At 62.1% G+C, this 16449-nt stretch carries 15 protein-coding genes; 8 read left to right on the top strand and 7 right to left on the bottom strand.

The genetic code is table 11. The features are described 5' to 3' along the window. On the top strand, positions 1-2187 hold the full coding sequence (locus G3T16_RS03015; protein WP_163493771.1) for an indolepyruvate ferredoxin oxidoreductase subunit alpha: 2187 nt from the start codon (positions 1-3) through the stop codon (positions 2185-2187). Beyond that, positions 2184-3758, top strand: a complete 1575-nt coding sequence (locus tag G3T16_RS03010; RefSeq protein ID WP_163493770.1) for an indolepyruvate oxidoreductase subunit beta family protein — start codon at positions 2184-2186, stop codon at positions 3756-3758. The genes G3T16_RS03015 and G3T16_RS03010 overlap by 4 nt, the downstream gene beginning before the upstream one ends. A 52-nt stretch (positions 3759-3810) precedes the next feature. Here G3T16_RS03010 and G3T16_RS03005 read toward each other — a convergent pair whose 3' ends face one another. From G3T16_RS03005 to G3T16_RS02990, 4 genes are read right to left on the bottom strand one after another with little or no spacing between them, the layout of a single operon-like run. Further along, on the bottom strand, positions 3811-4992 hold the full coding sequence (locus tag G3T16_RS03005; RefSeq protein ID WP_163493769.1) for an acyl-CoA dehydrogenase family protein: 1182 nt from the start codon (positions 4990-4992) through the stop codon (positions 3811-3813). A gap of 10 nt (positions 4993-5002) precedes the next feature. Then, positions 5003-5815, bottom strand: coding sequence for an enoyl-CoA hydratase family protein (locus G3T16_RS03000; protein WP_163493768.1), 813 nt, complete (start codon positions 5813-5815; stop codon positions 5003-5005). A 43-nt stretch (positions 5816-5858) separates the two neighbouring features. Then, positions 5859-6617: an SDR family NAD(P)-dependent oxidoreductase gene (locus tag G3T16_RS02995; protein WP_163493767.1), complete on the bottom strand. Its 759-nt coding sequence runs from the start codon at positions 6615-6617 to the stop codon at positions 5859-5861. Between the two features lie 40 nt (positions 6618-6657). After that, entirely contained in the window at positions 6658-8985 is a 2328-nt protein-coding gene (locus tag G3T16_RS02990) for a bifunctional salicylyl-CoA 5-hydroxylase/oxidoreductase (RefSeq protein WP_163493766.1), read from the bottom strand. A gap of 130 nt (positions 8986-9115) precedes the next feature. On the opposite strand from G3T16_RS02990, the gene G3T16_RS02985 reads away from it, so the two are divergent. From G3T16_RS02985 to trhO, 3 genes are all read left to right on the top strand, one after another. Continuing rightward, positions 9116-9595, top strand: a complete 480-nt coding sequence (locus G3T16_RS02985; protein ID WP_163493765.1) for a MarR family winged helix-turn-helix transcriptional regulator — start codon at positions 9116-9118, stop codon at positions 9593-9595. A gap of 78 nt (positions 9596-9673) precedes the next feature. After that, positions 9674-10012 carry a BolA family protein gene (locus G3T16_RS02980; protein ID WP_163493764.1) on the top strand — a complete coding sequence of 113 codons (339 nt, stop codon included), beginning with the start codon at positions 9674-9676 and terminating at the stop codon, positions 10010-10012. A 5-nt stretch (positions 10013-10017) separates the two neighbouring features. Beyond that, complete coding sequence (trhO, locus tag G3T16_RS02975; RefSeq protein WP_163493763.1) at positions 10018-10989, top strand: oxygen-dependent tRNA uridine(34) hydroxylase TrhO; 972 nt, start codon at positions 10018-10020, stop codon at positions 10987-10989. Between the two features lie 11 nt (positions 10990-11000). Here the strand turns inward: trhO and G3T16_RS02970 are convergent, their stop codons facing one another. The 3 genes from G3T16_RS02970 to G3T16_RS02960 form a co-directional block, all read right to left on the bottom strand. Then, a complete protein-coding gene (locus tag G3T16_RS02970; protein WP_163493762.1) occupies positions 11001-11789 on the bottom strand; it encodes a trypsin-like serine peptidase in 789 nt (262 codons plus the stop codon). After that, positions 11761-13161: a Si-specific NAD(P)(+) transhydrogenase gene (gene sthA / locus G3T16_RS02965; RefSeq protein WP_163493761.1), complete on the bottom strand. Its 1401-nt coding sequence runs from the start codon at positions 13159-13161 to the stop codon at positions 11761-11763. Before sthA ends, G3T16_RS02970 begins: the two co-directional genes overlap by 29 nt. A gap of 102 nt (positions 13162-13263) precedes the next feature. Further along, complete coding sequence (locus tag G3T16_RS02960; RefSeq protein ID WP_163493760.1) at positions 13264-13818, bottom strand: MarR family winged helix-turn-helix transcriptional regulator; 555 nt, start codon at positions 13816-13818, stop codon at positions 13264-13266. 233 nt (positions 13819-14051) lie between these two features. On the opposite strand from G3T16_RS02960, the gene ectA reads away from it, so the two are divergent. The 3 genes from ectA to G3T16_RS02945 all read left to right on the top strand — a co-directional run bounded on the left by ectA (position 14052) and on the right by G3T16_RS02945 (position 16423). Then, entirely contained in the window at positions 14052-14567 is a 516-nt protein-coding gene (gene ectA / locus G3T16_RS02955) for a diaminobutyrate acetyltransferase (RefSeq protein WP_163493759.1), read from the top strand. 65 nt (positions 14568-14632) lie between these two features. After that, entirely contained in the window at positions 14633-15967 is a 1335-nt protein-coding gene (gene ectB, locus G3T16_RS02950; RefSeq protein WP_163493758.1) for a diaminobutyrate--2-oxoglutarate transaminase, read from the top strand. Between the two features lie 51 nt (positions 15968-16018). Next, positions 16019-16423, top strand: coding sequence for an ectoine synthase (locus tag G3T16_RS02945; protein WP_163493757.1), 405 nt, complete (start codon positions 16019-16021; stop codon positions 16421-16423). Positions 16424-16449: the final 26 nt, after the last annotated feature.

The raw sequence follows: 16449 nt of genomic DNA, 5'->3' as shown, positions 1-16449 counted from the left end.
ATGGCTGAACGTTCGTTTGCAAAGGAAGTACTGAAGCTGCGCGCCGGTGACGGCGAGCTGTTCAAGGGCGAGGGCATCCTGGCGATTACCAAGGCGCTGTTGCAGTCGGGAGTGTCCTATGTCAGTGGCTATCAGGGCTCGCCCATCTCCCATCTGATGGATGTGCTCAACGACGCCCGCGAGATTCTCGGTGAACTGGGGGTACACTTCGAAACCAGCGGCAGCGAGGCCACGGCGGCGGCGATGCTGAGCGCCTCCATCAACTATCCGTTGCGTGGCGCGGTGACCTGGAAGTCGACGGTCGGCACCAATGTGGCGTCCGATGCACTGTCCAATGTCGCCTCCTCCGGCGTGGTGGGCGGCGCCATGGTGATTGTCGGCGAAGACTATGGCGAGGGCTCCAGCATCATGCAGGAGCGGACCTATGCCTTCGCGATGAAGGCGCAGATGTGGCTGCTGGACCCCCGACCCAATCTGCCCAGCATCGTCGACATGGTGGAGAAGGGCTTCCAGCTGTCCGAGGCCAGCAACACGCCGTTGTTCTACATGATGCGTATTCGCGGCTGCCATGTGACCGGGGAGTTCGTTGCGAAAGACAATATCCCGCCGCGTTTCAGTAACCGCAATCCGGTGGTGCCGCATCGCGAACCCGAGAAAATCATTCTGCCGCCCAATGTCTATGCCCAGGAGCGCGAGAAAATCGCCGAGCGATTGCCGGCGGCGATAGCCTTCATCAAAGAACACAAGCTCAATGAATGGTTCCCCGGCAAACATGAGCAGTTGGGTATCATCGTCCAGGGCGGTTCCTACAATACCGTGATCCGGGCGCTGCAACGGCAGGGTCTTGCCGACGCCTTCGGCCAGACTGACATTCCGCTGTATGTAATGAACGTCGCCTATCCGCTGGTTCCCGACGAAATTGTCCAGTTCTGTGTCGGCAAGCAGCAGGTGCTGGTGCTGGAGGAGGGCCAGCCGGAATACATCGAACAGGGTATTCATACCGCGCTGCGGCGGGCCGATGTGCAAACCCGGATCTACGGCAAGGACATCATGCCGATGGCGGGGGAGTATACCGGCCAGGTCACGCTGGAAGGCCTGACCCGCTTCCTGGAAGCCGCTGCACTGCCGAGTATCAGCCTGCGGCTTTCCCGCGAGGAGGTCGAAGCGCTGCGCAGCCCGCTGACCGATGCCGACCACGAGGCCCTGTTGAGCAACGTGCCGCCGCGGCCATCGGGTCTGTGCACCGGCTGTCCCGAGCGGCCGCTGTTCTCGGCGATCAAACAGGTGCAGCGGGAACTGGGGCCGTTTCATATCAGCTCCGATATCGGCTGCCATTCCTTCGCGACCCTGGCGCCGTTCAACCTGGGCAACACCATCATGGGCTACGGTCTGTCGCTGGCCAGTTCCTCTGGCATTCGGCACAGTCTGCCGCACAAGTCCATCAGCATCATGGGCGACGGCGGTTTCTGGCACAATGGCCTGACCAGCGGGGTCACCAGTGCGGTATTCAACAAGCACGACGGCGTGCTGATCATCGTTGACAACGGCTATGCGGCGGCGACCGGTGGCCAGGACATTCCATCGCTGGTAGAGCCGAATATCATCGCCACCACGATCGATGCCGATGCCCCCAGCCGGGATGATGCGCAGTCCATCGATGCGGCCTGCCGCGGCGCCGGCGTGAAATGGGTGCGTACTGTCAGCACCTACAGCGTGGATACGATGAAGGACACGCTGGAGGAGGCGCTGACCACCTCGACGCCAGGGCTCAAGGTCATCATCGCCGAGGGCGAGTGCATGCTCAACCGTCAGCGCCGGATCAAGCCGCTGATGAAAAAGTCCATCGATGACGGCAAGCGCACGGTGCGCGCGCGCTTCATGGTGGACGCCGAAACCTGCACCGGCGATCACGCCTGCATCCGGATTTCCGGCTGTCCTTCACTGACCATCAAGCCCAACCCGGACCCGCTGCGCAAGGATCCGGTGACCTATGTCGACAACAGTTGCGTGGGTTGCGGGGTCTGCGGCGCCAATGCCCATGCCGCGATTCTCTGCCCCTCCTTCTCCCGGGTAGACCTGCTGTACAACCCCAGCCGGATGGACCGCCTGCTGGGCCGGATGCGGCACTCGGTGATCGGTTGGTTGCAGCAGCGGGATCAACGCAAGGAAAGGAACAGAAGCCTGTGACAGCTGCTACGCAAACCATCAACATGGTCATCGCCGCGCTTGGCGGCGAGGGCGGCGGCGTACTCACCAACTGGATCATCGACGTTGCCGACCGCGAGGGCTGGCTGTGCCAGTCGACCTCGCTGGCCGGGGTGGCCCAGCGCACCGGCGCAACCATCTATTATCTGGAAATGTTTCCGCGCAGTGAATTGCCCGAGGGTGTCCAGCCGGTGATGTCGCTGTTCCCCGCCCAGGGGGATATAGACGTCGCCATCGCCTCGGAAGTCGCCGAGGCAGGGCGCATGGTGCAGCGCGGCTTCATTACGCCGCAGCGGACTACCCTGATTGCATCCGACCACCGGGTCTACGGCATTACCGAGAAGGAACACCTCAGTGACGGCATAGTCGATGCGCTGGCGCTACAGGAAGTGGCAGGGCGCTATGCCCGCGACTACATCCACTACGACATGCTGACACTGGCCAACGAGCACGGCACGGTGATCTCTTCGGTACTGTTGGGGGCGCTGGCAGGGGCCGGCGTACTGCCCTTCGACAAGTCCAGCTACGAAGCGGTGATTTCATCCACCGGCAAGGCCGTGGCCAGCAATATGGCCGCGTTCGAGGCCAGCTACCAGCGCGCCAGCAACCGCGGTGGGGAACAGGGCGCAGAACGAGGAGTGGAACAGTTTGTCCCGGCGCAGGCGTCACCGGCGGCAGATGCCCCATTCAAGTTACCCGCGGCGGCCAGTGCCGAAGGTGAACGCCTGCTGGGCCGGTTGCAGGCATTTCCTGTCTCCTGCCACGAGGTGGTGTATCACGCGTTGGCCAAACTGGTTGATTACCAGGACTATGCCTATGCCGACCAGTATCTGGACGAGATCGAGCAGCTGCTGGCGCTGGACCGCGGCGACAATGACTACGAGTTGACCTGCGAGAGCGCTCGCTATCTGGCGCTGTGGATGTGCTTCGAGGACATCCCCCGGGTAGCCCAGTTCAAGACCCGCGCCAGTCGCATGGACAAGGTCCGCAGCGAGGTGCGGGCCGAGGATGACCAGCTGTTTCACGTCACCGAGTTCTTCCGTCCGCGGGTGGAGGAGATGGCGGCCATACTGCCGGCGCGCCTGGGCCGTTGGGTGCTGGGGTCCTCTACCTGCTGCCGTTTCCTCAACCTGTTTACCGGTGGCAAGCAATTGCGCACCAACACGCTGGCGGTATACCTGACCCTGCGTACGCTGGCCGGACTGCGCCGTTGGCGCCGTGCGAGTCTGGGCTACCAGCACGAACATGCGCTGATCGGGCGCTGGTTGCAGGCATTGAAAGCCGCTGCGGCACGGCCCGGTGACAGCGGCCAGGCACTGGCGCTGGAGTTGGCCGAATGTGGCCGGCTGGTCAAGGGCTACGGCGACACCCGGGCCCGCACCAGCGGCCAGATGCAGGCGATGCTGGAGCGCATTGAGCAGCAACCGGAGCAGGTAGATGCGGATGCTGTGGCACAATGGCGCAGCGCAGCGCTGGCGGATGACGAGAACAGGGCCTTCGCCGAGCTCATGGCGCAGACCCCGCCATCATCCTCCGCCGAGCAGGCCGCCTGACAGGCTGGTAGTGTGTTCCTGCCCTGCGCCTGGGGCGCAGGGTTGGCTCTGGTCAGGCTTCAGCCATGAATGCGGCCAGCGCCTGACGGGCGATGATGGTCTGCTGCACTTCAGATGCCCCCTCATAAATGCGCAGCGCGCGAATATCCCGGTACAGGGATTCGACGATATTGCCCTTGGTGACGCCCTTGCCACCGTGCAGTTGCACGGCGGCGTCGATCACCTGCTGGGCAGATTCGGTGGCCTGCAGCTTGGCCATGGCCGCCTCGCGGGTAACGCGGTCGGCGACGCAGTCCTTGGTCCAGGCGGAGCGGTAGACCAGCAGCGCGCTGCTGTCCACGGCCAGGGCCATGTCCGACAGCTTGCCCTGTACCAATTGCAGGTCGCTGAGGGTGCCACCGAACAGTTTGCGCTGCCTGACATGGGCCAGGGTTTCGTCCATCGCGCGGCGCGCCATCCCCAGCGCAGCGGCGGCGACAGTGGAGCGGAATACATCCAGGGTTGCCATCGCGATACCGAATCCGCGGCCCGGCTCGCCCACCAGATTGGCCCTGGGAATGCGGCAGTCGGTGAACCGCAGCGCTGCCAGCGGATGCGGAGCAATCAGTTCGATGCGCTCGGTAATTTCAAAGCCGGGCGTGCCGGCCTCGACGATAAAACAGCTGATGCCGCGGGCCCCGGGAGCTTCGCCGGTGCGGACGAAGACCGTATAGAAATCGGCGATACCGCCATTGGAGATCCAGGTCTTGTCGCCGTTGATGATATAGCTGTCGCCATCTTCAACCGCCTCGCAAGTCATCGCCGCCACGTCCGAGCCCGCTTCGGGTTCTGACAGTGCGAAGGCTGCCACCGCAGTGCCGGCGGCCACCGGCTGCAGGAAGCGCTGCTGTTGCTCCGGACTGCCGAACAGGGAAATCGGCCCGCTGCCCAGGCCCTGCATCGCGAACGCAAAGTCCGCCAGCGCGTGGTGCCGGCCCAGGGTTTCGCGGATCAGGCACAGACTGCGCACATCGAGTTTTTCCAGCTTGCCGCCACCGCTGGCAGGCACGGCGTAGCGGGTGAAGCCAGCCTCGCCCAGCGCCCGTACCAGACCTATACAGGTGCCGTCCAGGTCCTCGTGCTCATGCGCCACCAGGGCCGGGACCTTCTGCCGGGCCCAATCATCTATGGCTGCCTCCAGTTGCCGGTGCTGCGGTTCCAGGAAGGGCCATTGCAGGTAGCTTTTGTCGCTCATTGTGCTCGCCTCAGTTGCCTTCAAATACGGGGGTTTGCTTGGCCACAAAGGCATTGTAGGCGCGTCGGAAATCTTCCGTCTGCATGCACAGCGCCTGGGCCTGGGCCTCGGTCTCGATGGCCTGGTCCACCGACATGTTCCATTCCTGCTGCAGCTGGGTCTTGGTGATGCCGTTGGCGAAGGTCGGGCCCTTGACGATGGCCCGGGCCATGCCCATCGCGGCTGCGTAAGGGTCGTCGCTGACGCTGTTGAAAAAGCCCCAGCGCTCGCCTTCTTCCGCCTTCAGCGAGCGTCCGGAGTAGAGCAATTCGCTGGCACGGCCCTGGCCGATAAGGCGCGGCAGGATCGCGCAGGCACCCATGTCACAGCCGGCCAGGCCGACGCGGTTGAACAGGAAGGCCACTTTTGCATTGGCGGCGGCATAGCGCAGGTCGCTGCTCATCGCGATAATGGCGCCGGCGCCGGCACAGACGCCTTCCACCGCGCTGATTACCGGTTGCGGGCAGGCACGCATCGCCTTGACCAGATCGCCGGTCATGCGGGTAAACGCCAGCAACTGTTTCATGTTCATTTCGGTCAGGGGGCCGATGATTTCATGGACATCACCACCGGAGCAGAAGTTGCCGCCGGCCCCGCGCACCACCACCGCATGAACATCATCGGCGTAGACCAGGGCCCGGAACAGATCGCGCAATTCCGCATAGGAATCAAAGGTGAGCGGGTTCTTGCGCTCCGGTCGGTTCAGTGTAATGGTGGCGACGCCGTCCTCCACTGCCCACAAAAAATGCTGGGCTTGGTAGGCGGCCAGTGGCGTATTGTGCATGGGTTGTTCCTGTTTCTCTGGTTGGGGGACAAGGCGGCCCCAGCTAACTGGTTTCGCCGCCGCTGATGGAGATGGCCTGGCCGGTGACAGAGCGCGCCGAGTCCGAGCACAGCCAGAGCACCGTATCGGCCACTTCGCCGGGTTCGATCAGTCGCCCCTGGGGATTGGTGGCGGTGAACTGGCGCAGGGCTTCCGCTTCGCTGCGACCGGTTTTGGCCACGATGGTGGTGACTGCGTTGCGAACGATATCGGTGTCAGTATAGCCGGGACAGACCGCGTTGACGGTAACGCCTTTTTGCGCCAGTTCCAGTGCCAGCGCCCGGGTCAGGCCCAGCACCGCGTGCTTGGCGGCACAGTAGGCGCTGACATAGGCATAGCCCTTCAGCGACGCTGTGCTGGCGATGTTGACGATGCGGCCGGCATTGCGCTCGCGCATGCCGCCGACCACCTGCGCACAGCAGTGGAACACACCGTTCAGGTTGACATCCATCACCTGTTGCCAGGCGCTGGCACTGAGTTTGTGGAAGGGTGCGGTGGGCGCAGAACCGGCGCAGTTGACCAGCACGTCGATGGCGCCAAAGCCGGCCTCCGCCTGCGCAAAGGCCTGCGTGACGCTGTCCTCGACGGTGACGTCGCAAACGATGCACTGCCGGTTGTCGCCGGGAGCAATGTCCGCAGCGGTGGCTTCCAGTGCTTCGAGGCGGCGCCCCAGCAGGCTGACTCGGTAGTCATTGGCGGCCAGCGTGGTGGCGATGGCGGCGCCGATACCGCTGCCGGCGCCGGTGATCAGTGCGTGTTTCATTGCTCCGGCCCTTGTTGGTCAGTCTTTGACGTTCCGTCTTTTATTGATCTGCCGCATTTTCCCGCGCGCGCTGCAGATTGACGTGCAACTGACGGTATCCCATGAAGTACTGGCGCTGTTCCGCTACCCCGATGCCGCGGTGGCCCATCTCCGCCGAGGCGCGGAGGGTCCAGTTGGGGTCAGCCAGGTGGGGCCGGGCCAGGCAGACCAGGTCCGCACGGCCGGCCGCGATAATGCTGTTGACGTGATCCACCTCGTAGATATTGCCCACCGCCATGGTGGCAATGTTGCCCTCGTTGCGGATGCGGTCCGACAGCGGCGTCTGGAACATGCGCCCGGGCAGTGGTTTGGCGGCGTGGGAAACCTGGCCGCTGGAAACGTCGATGATATCGGCACCGGCGTCGCTGAAGGCCTGGGCGATGGCCAGCGCATCGGCCTCGGTGTTGCCCTCGTCGCCCATCCAGTCGTGCGCTGATATGCGCACTGACATGGGCCGGTCCGCGGGCCACACTTCGCGCATCGCGCGGAACACTTCCAGTGGGTAGCGCAGCCGGTTTTCCAGGCTGCCGCCGTACTCGTCATCGCGCTTGTTGAGCACCGGGGTAATGAAGGCGGAAATCAGATAGCCGTGGGCGGCGTGCAACTCCAGCACATCGAAGCCCGCCCGCGCGGCGCGCAGGGTGGATTCCACAAACTGCTGCCTGACCTGCGTCATCTGTTCCCGGGTGATGGCCTGGGGCACCGGGCTGTAGCTGTCGTAGGGAATCGCACTGGCCGACACCAGAGGCCACTGCTGGTCTTCGGGCAGCGGCTCGTCGAGAATCGCCGGGTCCCAGTTCCAGGGTTCCTTGGTCGCACCCTTGGCACCGGCGTGGCCCAGTTGCAGTGCGAACTTCGCCTGGGTGTGATTGTGGACGAAATCCACGATCCGCTTCCAGGACGCTTCCTGGGCATCGTTCCACAGCCCGGCGCAGCCGGGAGTGATACGGGCCTCCGGCGAGATATCCGTCATCTCGGTATACACCAGGCCGGCGCCGCCCTTGGCCAGCGCGCCATAGTGCACCAGGTGCCAGTCGTCGGGCAGGCCATCCACCGCGCTGTACATCGACATCGGCGATACCACCACGCGGTTGATCAGCTCGGTTTCGCGCAGGGTGTAGGGCAGAAACATGGGCGGTACGGCCTCGTCGAAATCGGGCCCCAGCACACGCTTGGCGAGGTGTTTTTCCATGCCCTCCAGCCATTCCCTGTCGCGCAGGCGCAGGTTCTCGTGGCTGACCCGTTGGCTGCGGGTCAGCATCGAGTAGTTGAACTGCTTGAGGTCGAAGGCGCGGATGTAGCGGGGCGCATTTTCGAACCAGATCATCGCGTTGCGGGCGCTGTTCTGTAACCGCAGGGCATCGATTTCGCGCTCCGCCTGATAGGCGTGCAGGGCCTCGGGAATGGAGCGGTCGGTGGTCAGGTGATCGGCCAGCGAGATCGCGTCTTCCAGTCCCAGCTTGGTGCCGGAGCCGATGGAGAAGTGGGCGGTGTGGGCGGCGTCGCCAATCAGTACGATGCGGTCGTTCTTGACCCAGTTGCGGCACAGTACATAGGGGAAGTTGATCCAGGCGGAGCCGCGGATATGGGCCGAGTTGGTCAGCAGCGGGTGGCCACCGAGATACTTCTCGAAGATCCGGCGGCAGGTTTCCGCACTTTCGTCTTGGCTCATGTGTTCAAAGCCCAGGGCGTCGTAGACGTCCGGGTTGCACTCGACAATGAACGTGGACGTGGTTTCGTCGAACTGGTAGGCATGGGCCCAGATCCAGCCGTGTTCGGTCTCCTCGAAGATGAAGGTGAAGGCATCCCGGAAGGTCTGGTTGGTGCCCAGCCAGACGAACTTGTTGGGGCGCACATCGATGTCGCAGGCGAAGGTGTCCAGGTCGGCATTGCGGATTTTGGAATTGAGGCCGTCGGCGGCGACGATCACGTCGGCATCGGCGAAGGTGGTATCGATCTCCTCAGGGGAGAATTCCCGTTCAAAGTGCAGCTCCACGCCCAGCTCGCGGCAACGCTGGTGCAGGATCTCCAGCATCCGGCGGCGACCCAGGCCAATGAAGCCGTGGCCATCCGAACGTTCGAGTTCGCCTTTGACGAAACAGTCGATCATGTCCCAGTGGATGAACTCGCCAACGATTTTTTCGGCGCTGGCCGGATCATTGGCACGCAGATTCTCTACCGTCTGATCCGAAAACACGACACCCCAGCCGAAGGTGTCGTCGGGGCGATTGCGCTCGTACACTGCGACATCGTGCGCTGGGTCGCGCAGCTTCATGGAAATGGCCAGATACAGACCGGCGGGGCCTCCGCCCAGACATACGATTTTCATATCAGTCTCCCTGCAATTCGCCCGCGAGGGCCGGAATTATTCGCCAGTCGGTTGGCATTCGTTTAAGCTTAAAGCGATTGCCCATTATAACGCAAACATTTTATGTTTAAAATGTTTGCTTTGGAGTCCCATGAGCGAGCTGCCACAAGTGGTCTGTATGGATCAGGAAACCCGTCTGCAAGAGGACGACCACCACTCTATCAAGCTTTGGCTGCGGCTGCTGACCTGTTCCAGCCTTATAGAGTCGCGCCTGCGCAGCGCATTGCGGGAGGAATTTGACACCACGCTGCCCAGGTTTGATTTCATGGCCCAGTTGGAGCGGGTGCCGGAGGGCCTGACCATGGGGGATCTGTCGCGGCGGATGATGGTGTCGGGGGGCAATGTCTCCGGTATCGCCGCGCAACTGGTGGGTGAAGGCCTGGTGGACCGCAGTCCGGTACCGGACAACCGGCGCACCTTCATGGTCAAGCTGACGCCCAAGGGCCGACGCAGTTTCCGCAAGATGGCACAGCAGCACGAGCAGTGGATCATCAAGCTGCTGGGTCATCTTGAGCTGAGTGAGGTGGAGCAGCTGATGGTCTTGCTCGATCGGGTGAAACGGGGCTTGTAGGGGGCAATCCCTGCGGGCGCAGCTACCGCAATTCGCCCCATTCGAGTATAATATTGCGCCGAATTCCGGAGGCTTTTCATGTCAATCCAGCATTCCATCCAGCATTCCATCCAGCGGCAACTCGAGACGGCCCTGGCCCCTCTACATCTGGATGTGGCCAACGAGAGCCATATGCACAGTGTCCCCCCCGATTCGGAAACCCACTTCCGGGTGGTGGTGGTGAGTGAACTGTTCGCCGGCGAGCGCAAGGTGGCGCGCCACCAGCGGGTCTACCAGCTGCTGGCGGAACAGTTGCAGGGACCGGTACACGCGCTGGCCCTGCACACCTATTCACCGGATGAGTGGCGCGAGCGGGCAACCGCCGTACCGGCCTCACCCGATTGCCTGGGCGGCAGCAAGACGGACAGGGCGGGCTGAACGGCATGACCGGGACCATTGTTGCCGCGCTCTACAAGTTCGTTACCCTGGACGACTACCAGGCATTGCGGGAGCCGCTACTGGATGTCTGCACGGCCGCCGGGGTCAAGGGCACGCTGCTGTTGGCCAGTGAGGGCATCAACGGCACTATCGCCGGTTCGCGCGCGGGGGTGGATACGGTGCTGGCCTGGCTGCGTGCCGATCCGCGGATGGCCTCACTGGAACACAAGGAATCGGTGGACCAGGCCCCACCCTTCTACCGGATGAAAGTGAAGCTCAAGCGGGAGATAGTCACCATGGGAATCGAGGGAATCGATCCCAACCGGCAGGTCGGTACCTATGTTACACCACAGGAATGGAATGCGTTGGTCGAGGACCCCGAGGTGCTGGTTATCGATACCCGCAATGATTACGAATGCGATATCGGCAGTTTCCGTGGTGCCGTCGATCCCCGTACCACCACCTTCCGCGAATTTCCCCGTTACGTGCGGGAGCAGTTGGACCCGGCCCGGCATCGCCGGGTGGCGATGTTCTGTACCGGCGGCATACGCTGTGAAAAAGCCTCTGCGTTCATGCTGAGCGAGGGTTTCGAGGAGGTCTACCACCTGCAGGGTGGTGTGCTGAAGTACCTGGAGGAGATCCCGGAAGCAGACAGTACCTGGGAGGGCGAGTGCTTCGTCTTCGACAACCGGGTGGCGGTCAATCACCGGCTGGAGAAGGGGCACTACGAGCAATGCCATGGTTGCAGGCACCCGATAACCCACAGTGACATGGACTCCCCGCATTACCAGCACGGCGTCTGCTGCCCCCACTGCTACCAGCACCTGAGCAGCGAGCAGAAGGTCCGGTTTGCCGAGCGCCAGAAACAGGTTGAACTCGCAGCCGCGCGCGGGGAGCAGCATGTTGGTGCCCAGCCGCCGGCGCGCCAGCAAAGCGGCCGCGAACGGCCGGGCAGGGGAGTGGCGGAGACCGGTTAAAGCGGATGCGCTCAATCGCCGTGCGGGGCGGCGGTTACCCTGCCAGGCAGGTTTCTGCGAAACACCGATACCGGCACAAAACGGCTGATGCCGGCGCCATCGCCCTCCGACACGACTCCGCTCAACAGCGGTTCGCCGCCAGGCGACAACTGAATCACCGCGCCGCCGGAGGCGCCCTTGTGCGCCCGGCAATTGCTGTCGCGGCTGACACGGTCGCCCGCCCCGGTAATCCGGCAGTCCGGATCATAGCTGAGCGCCGTGCCGCTGGCGCCGATCCCCGCGTCCCGTGAATACCCCGCCATGATGATCGGCCTGTCCGGATCGGGCTGTCCAGGATGCGGCCGCAGCGCGCGCACCTGTGAGGCGGGCACCGCTTGCCGCAGACGCAGTACCGCCCAGTCGGCGGGCATACCCCCGCCATCGGCCAGCAACAGGGCCTCGATGGCTATTGCTTGGTCGGTCGCGGGCAGCAGCGTGAAAACAATGCGATGGCTCAGATCCCGGTAGAACTCCAGGCAGTGCCAGGCGGTGACAATGGTATTGGCGCTGTCCGCGTCGCCGCCGACCAGTGTGGCGCTGCAGTGCTCGGTGTGGTGCCGGGGGTAGCCATCGCGAAGTTTCAGACCCGGAACACGCAGCGTCCCCACTGCCTGCAGCCACGAAGGTGATGCCCGGGAGTAGCGCAGCCGGGTGTCGTCGGCGGCCCCGTGACTCACCGGGACGAGGAGGGTCATCAGCGCCAGGGTGGACCAGAGCAGGGCGCAGGGAGTGTCAATAGGACGCGAGCCGGTTGATGCCATTGAGGGCGGCGATTCGATAGGCTTCAGCCATGGTCGGGTAGTTGAAAGTGGTGGATATAAAGTAGCGCAGGGTGTTGCCCGTGCCCTCCTGTTTCATGATGGCCTGGCCGATGTGGATAATTTCCGTGGCCTCTGCACCAAAACAGTGTATCCCGAGGATGCGCAGGGTTTCGGGGCAGAACAGGATTTTCAGCATGCCCACATCTTCGCCCGAAATCTGGCCCCTGGCGGTGTCCTTGAAAAATGCGCGGCCGACCTCGAAAGGGACACGGGCGTCAGTCAGTTCCCGTTCTGTCCTGCCCACAGAGCTGATTTCCGGAATGGTATAGATGCCGGTGGGGACATCGTCCACGAAGCGGGTGACTTCTTTGCCCCGCGACACGGCCGCGGCGGAGCGCCCCTGGTCGTAGGCAGCGCTGGCCAGGCTGGGCCAGCCGATGACATCACCCACCGCATAGAGGTTCGGCACGCTGGTCTGGTAGTGGTTGTCCACCTGCAGCTGGCCCCGCTCGTCGGCTTCCAGGCCGACCGCGGCGAGATTGAGCGCGTCGGTGTTGCCTGTGCGGCCGTTGCACCACAGCAGCGCATCGCCATGCAGGTGCTTACCCGACTTCAGGTGCAATATCACGCCGTTTTCCGTGGCCTCGACCCGTTCGTATTCTTCCCTGTGGCGCACCATCACGCCCCGGTCCCGCAGATGGTAGTTCAGCGCGACTGAAATCTCATCGTCGAGGAAGGCCAGCAGGTTGTCAAAGCTGTTGATCAGTTCCACCTTGATGCTCAGGCCACTGAAAATGGAGGCGTATTCGCAACCGATGACGCCGGCGCCGTAGATCAGGATCTTGCGGGGCGTGTGTTTCAGGTCGAGTATGGTGTCGCTGTCGTAGATTCGGGGATGATCGAAATCCACATCCTGTGGGCGATAGGGGCGGGAACCGGTGGCAATTACGATGTCCTGGCCACTCAGGTGTTCGGTGCTGCCGTCCTTCTGCAGAACCGCGACAGTATGTGCGTCGATGAAGCGCGCCGTGCCCAGATGCAGGTCAATCCCGTTGCGGGCGTAGAATTTGCTGCGCATCTCCACCTGTTTTTCTATCACACCTGCGGCCGCAGACAGCGCGGTGGGGTAGGGTATCTGCCGGCTGTGGCCGATCTCCCGGAACAGTTTGCCGGTGTTGAAGCGCATCAGTTGCTTGACTGCGTGGCGCAGGGCCTTGGAAGGGATGGTGCCTTTGTGGGTGCAGCCACCGCCGACCATCGGCCGGTCCTCGATCACGGCGGCATGCTTGTTGTGCTTGGCGGCGTTCAACGCAGCGCTTTCGCCAGCCGGCCCGCTGCCTATGACCAGAACATCGTAATCGTATTTTTTCATTTACCCCATTACCTGGAAAGCGGGAGTGTCCGCTGGCTGTCAAGGTTGCGCATTGTAGACGCGAAGCGCGGTGAGGTAAATTCCGCAGCCCTGGCGCCCGGTCTATTCCCCCACAGCCTGACGCTGACGGTGGTCTTCGGCCGGATCCGCCGGGCAGTCTTCCAGAATGCCGATGTCGAGCACCGACGAGGCGCTGAGCTGCCCCTTGTCCATCATTCCGGCGATGCGCTGCAGCGAGGAAATGATCATGGCCTGCTCCCATTCTTCCAGCTCCCCGAATTCGCGGGTGAACTGCTCCTGCAGCGGTACCGGGGCATGCTTGAGTACCTCCATGCCGGCATTGGTCAGGTGTGCGTGCACCTTACGCTTGTCGGTGCAGGACCGCTCGCGGTACACCAGCCCGCGTTTCTCCAGCCGGTCAAGGATCGAGGTCACTGTGGCCTGGCTGAGGCTGATGTCGGTGGCGAGCTGGCCAATGGTCACCTGCCCCTGGTCACGGATGGTCTGCAGCAGCAGGATCTGGGGCGAAGTCAGGCCCGTGGTCTTGGCCAGGTGACGGGAATGGAGGTCGGTGGCCCGGATTACCCGGCGCAGGGCTACCAGCACCTCATCGATCCGGTACACGAGAGCGTCCCGTTTGGTGGAAACAGCCTGCATAGCGTATGTCCTCCCCGGTTTCCCGGTATGTCGGCCCGGACCATTGTCTGCCGGGTCTGACGATTGAATACCAACAGCCGTACTATAATTGATTAGAAAACAAAATACAAAAAGCCCTGTCAGAAATTGACAAAGTGCATTAACTCCGCAATCAAGGCGATATCTGCGGTTTATTTTCTGCCCAATTGCCGTTATAATGCGTAGCCTTCTAAACATTAGAGGTGAAAGTGATTATGGCAAGCCAACTGGTTCTCCGACCTCCCCGCGACAATGACGGCATGGCGGTCCATCGTCTGATCGAGGCATGCCCGCCGCTGGACGTGAATTCGGCCTACTGTAATCTGCTGCAGTGCAGCCATTTCTCGTCGACCTCCGTGATTGCCGAACTCGACGGCACGGTGGTGGGGTTTATCTCCGGTTACCGGGTGCCGCAACAGCCCCGCACTCTCTTTATCTGGCAGGTGGCGGTCAGCGAAGAAGGCCGCGGCCAGGGTCTGGCCGGGCGTATGCTGGCCCATATCCTGGACCGCGACGGCAACAGCGATATCGACTACCTGGAAACCACCATTACCCGGGACAACGATGCGTCCTGGGCCCTGTTCGAGGGGCTGGCACGCAAGCGCGGTGCCGAGGTCCGGCAATCAGTCATGTTTGACCGCGAGCTGCACTTCGAGCGCAGCCATGATACCGAGATGCTGGTTCGCATCGGGCCGCTGCCGCGACCGGCGCTGCGGGCTGTTGCCCACTGATCGTGCCGCCGGCTCATGCCGGCTGGAAATTCACCCTACTCAATTCATCAGCCAGGGAATCCACAATGAAAATTTTTGAAGAAATCGAATCGGAAGTACAAAGCTATGCCCGCACTTTTCCGCGTGTTTTTCACCGCGCCAAGGGCGAGTTTCTCTATGACGAGGAAGGCCATGAATACCTGGACTTCCTGGCCGGAGCAGGAACACTGAACTATGGCCACAATAATCCGGCCTTCAAGCGAAAGTTGATCGCCTATATCGAAGAAGACGGCATCAGCCACGGCCTTGATCTCCATACCCGGGCCAAGGCCGAGTTTCTCGACACCTTCAATGAGAAGATCCTGAAGCCGCGTGGTCTTGAGTTCGTGATGCAATTCACCGGCCCCACCGGTACCAACGCAGTTGAGGCTGCCCTGAAGCTGGCCCGCAACATAACCGGGCGCGAGAACATTATCTCCTTCACCAATGGTTTCCACGGCGTAAGTCTGGGTTCGCTGGCCACTACCGGCAACTCACACCACCGCGGAGCCGCGGGAGTCAGCCTTAATGGCAGCAGCCGCATGCCCTATGACGGCTATCTCGGCGATGAGGTGGACACCACGGCCTATCTGGACAAGGTGCTTTCCGACTCCAGCAGCGGGGTCGATCTCCCGGCCGCGGTAGTGGTCGAAACAGTGCAGGGCGAGGGCGGCATCAACGCGGCCAGCTTCGAGTGGCTGCGCAACCTGGAGGCAGTATGCCGCAAGCACGACGTGTTGTTGATAGTGGATGACATCCAGGCCGGTTGTGGCCGCACTGGCGCCTACTTCAGTTTTGAGGAAGCGGGCATCTCACCCGACATCGTGACCATGTCGAAGTCCCTGAGCGGCTACGGACTGCCGTTTGCAGTGGTACTGATAAAGCCCGGGCTGGACCAGTGGAAGCCCGGCGAGCACAACGGTACCTTCCGCGGCAACAACATGGCTTTTGTAACTGCGACTGCGGCGATCAACGAATACTGGTCGGACGACAGTTTCGCCCAGCAAGTGCAGGCCAAGGGACGCTATATTTCCAAGCGCCTGGAAGCCATTGTTGAAAAATACGGTGAGGGCAACTTCACTACCCGCGGCCGCGGCATGTTCCAGGGCATCAACTGTGTCAACGGCGAAATCGCAGGCAAGATTACCCGCAAGGCTTTTCAGAAAGGCCTGATGATTGAAACCAGCGGCGCCGACAACCATGTGGTCAAGTTTCTGTGCCCGCTGACGATCTCTGATGAAAACCTGAAACGGGGCATCGACATCGTGGAACAGGCTGTAGCTGAAACCTGTGCCGCGCAGGGCAGTATTCCCGAAGAAGTAGACTACTTCGAGGAGGACTACAGCGTCTCGGACGACGACAAATTCAGCAAGGCAGTGTGAGCCGCGTCTATCCCGCGCGCTTCCGTGAATTCATTTTGTGAGGACTATTCAATGATCGTAAGAGACCTGGAAACCGCTGCCGGCGAAGGCCGCAAGATTGTTGATCCCGGTGGTAATTGGGACAGCACCCGCCTGCTGCTGCGCGATGACAATATGGGCTTTTCGTTCCATATTACGACGATATATGCAGGCGCGGATTTCCGCATGCACTACCAGAATCATCTGGAGTCGGTCTACTGCATGTCCGGAGAAGGTGAGGTTGAAACCCTGGCGGATGGCAAACGCTATCCGATCAAACCGGGCACGATCTACATTCTGGACCAGCACGATGAGCATATGCTGCGTGCGACCAGCGAGATGAAGATGGCCTGTGTCTTCAATCCGCCGTTGCATGGCAAGGAAGTCCACAATGCCGACGGTGCCTACGAGCTTACAGCCGAAACGGTGACGGCCTGAGGCGCACCGATGGGCAGGCAGTCAAC

The sequence above is a fragment of the Kineobactrum salinum genome (genome assembly GCF_010669285.1).
Taxonomy (GTDB): domain Bacteria; phylum Pseudomonadota; class Gammaproteobacteria; order Pseudomonadales; family Halieaceae; genus Kineobactrum; species Kineobactrum salinum.
Note: the sequence above shows the minus strand (reverse complement) of the source record. Positions and strands in the feature narration are given on the sequence as shown.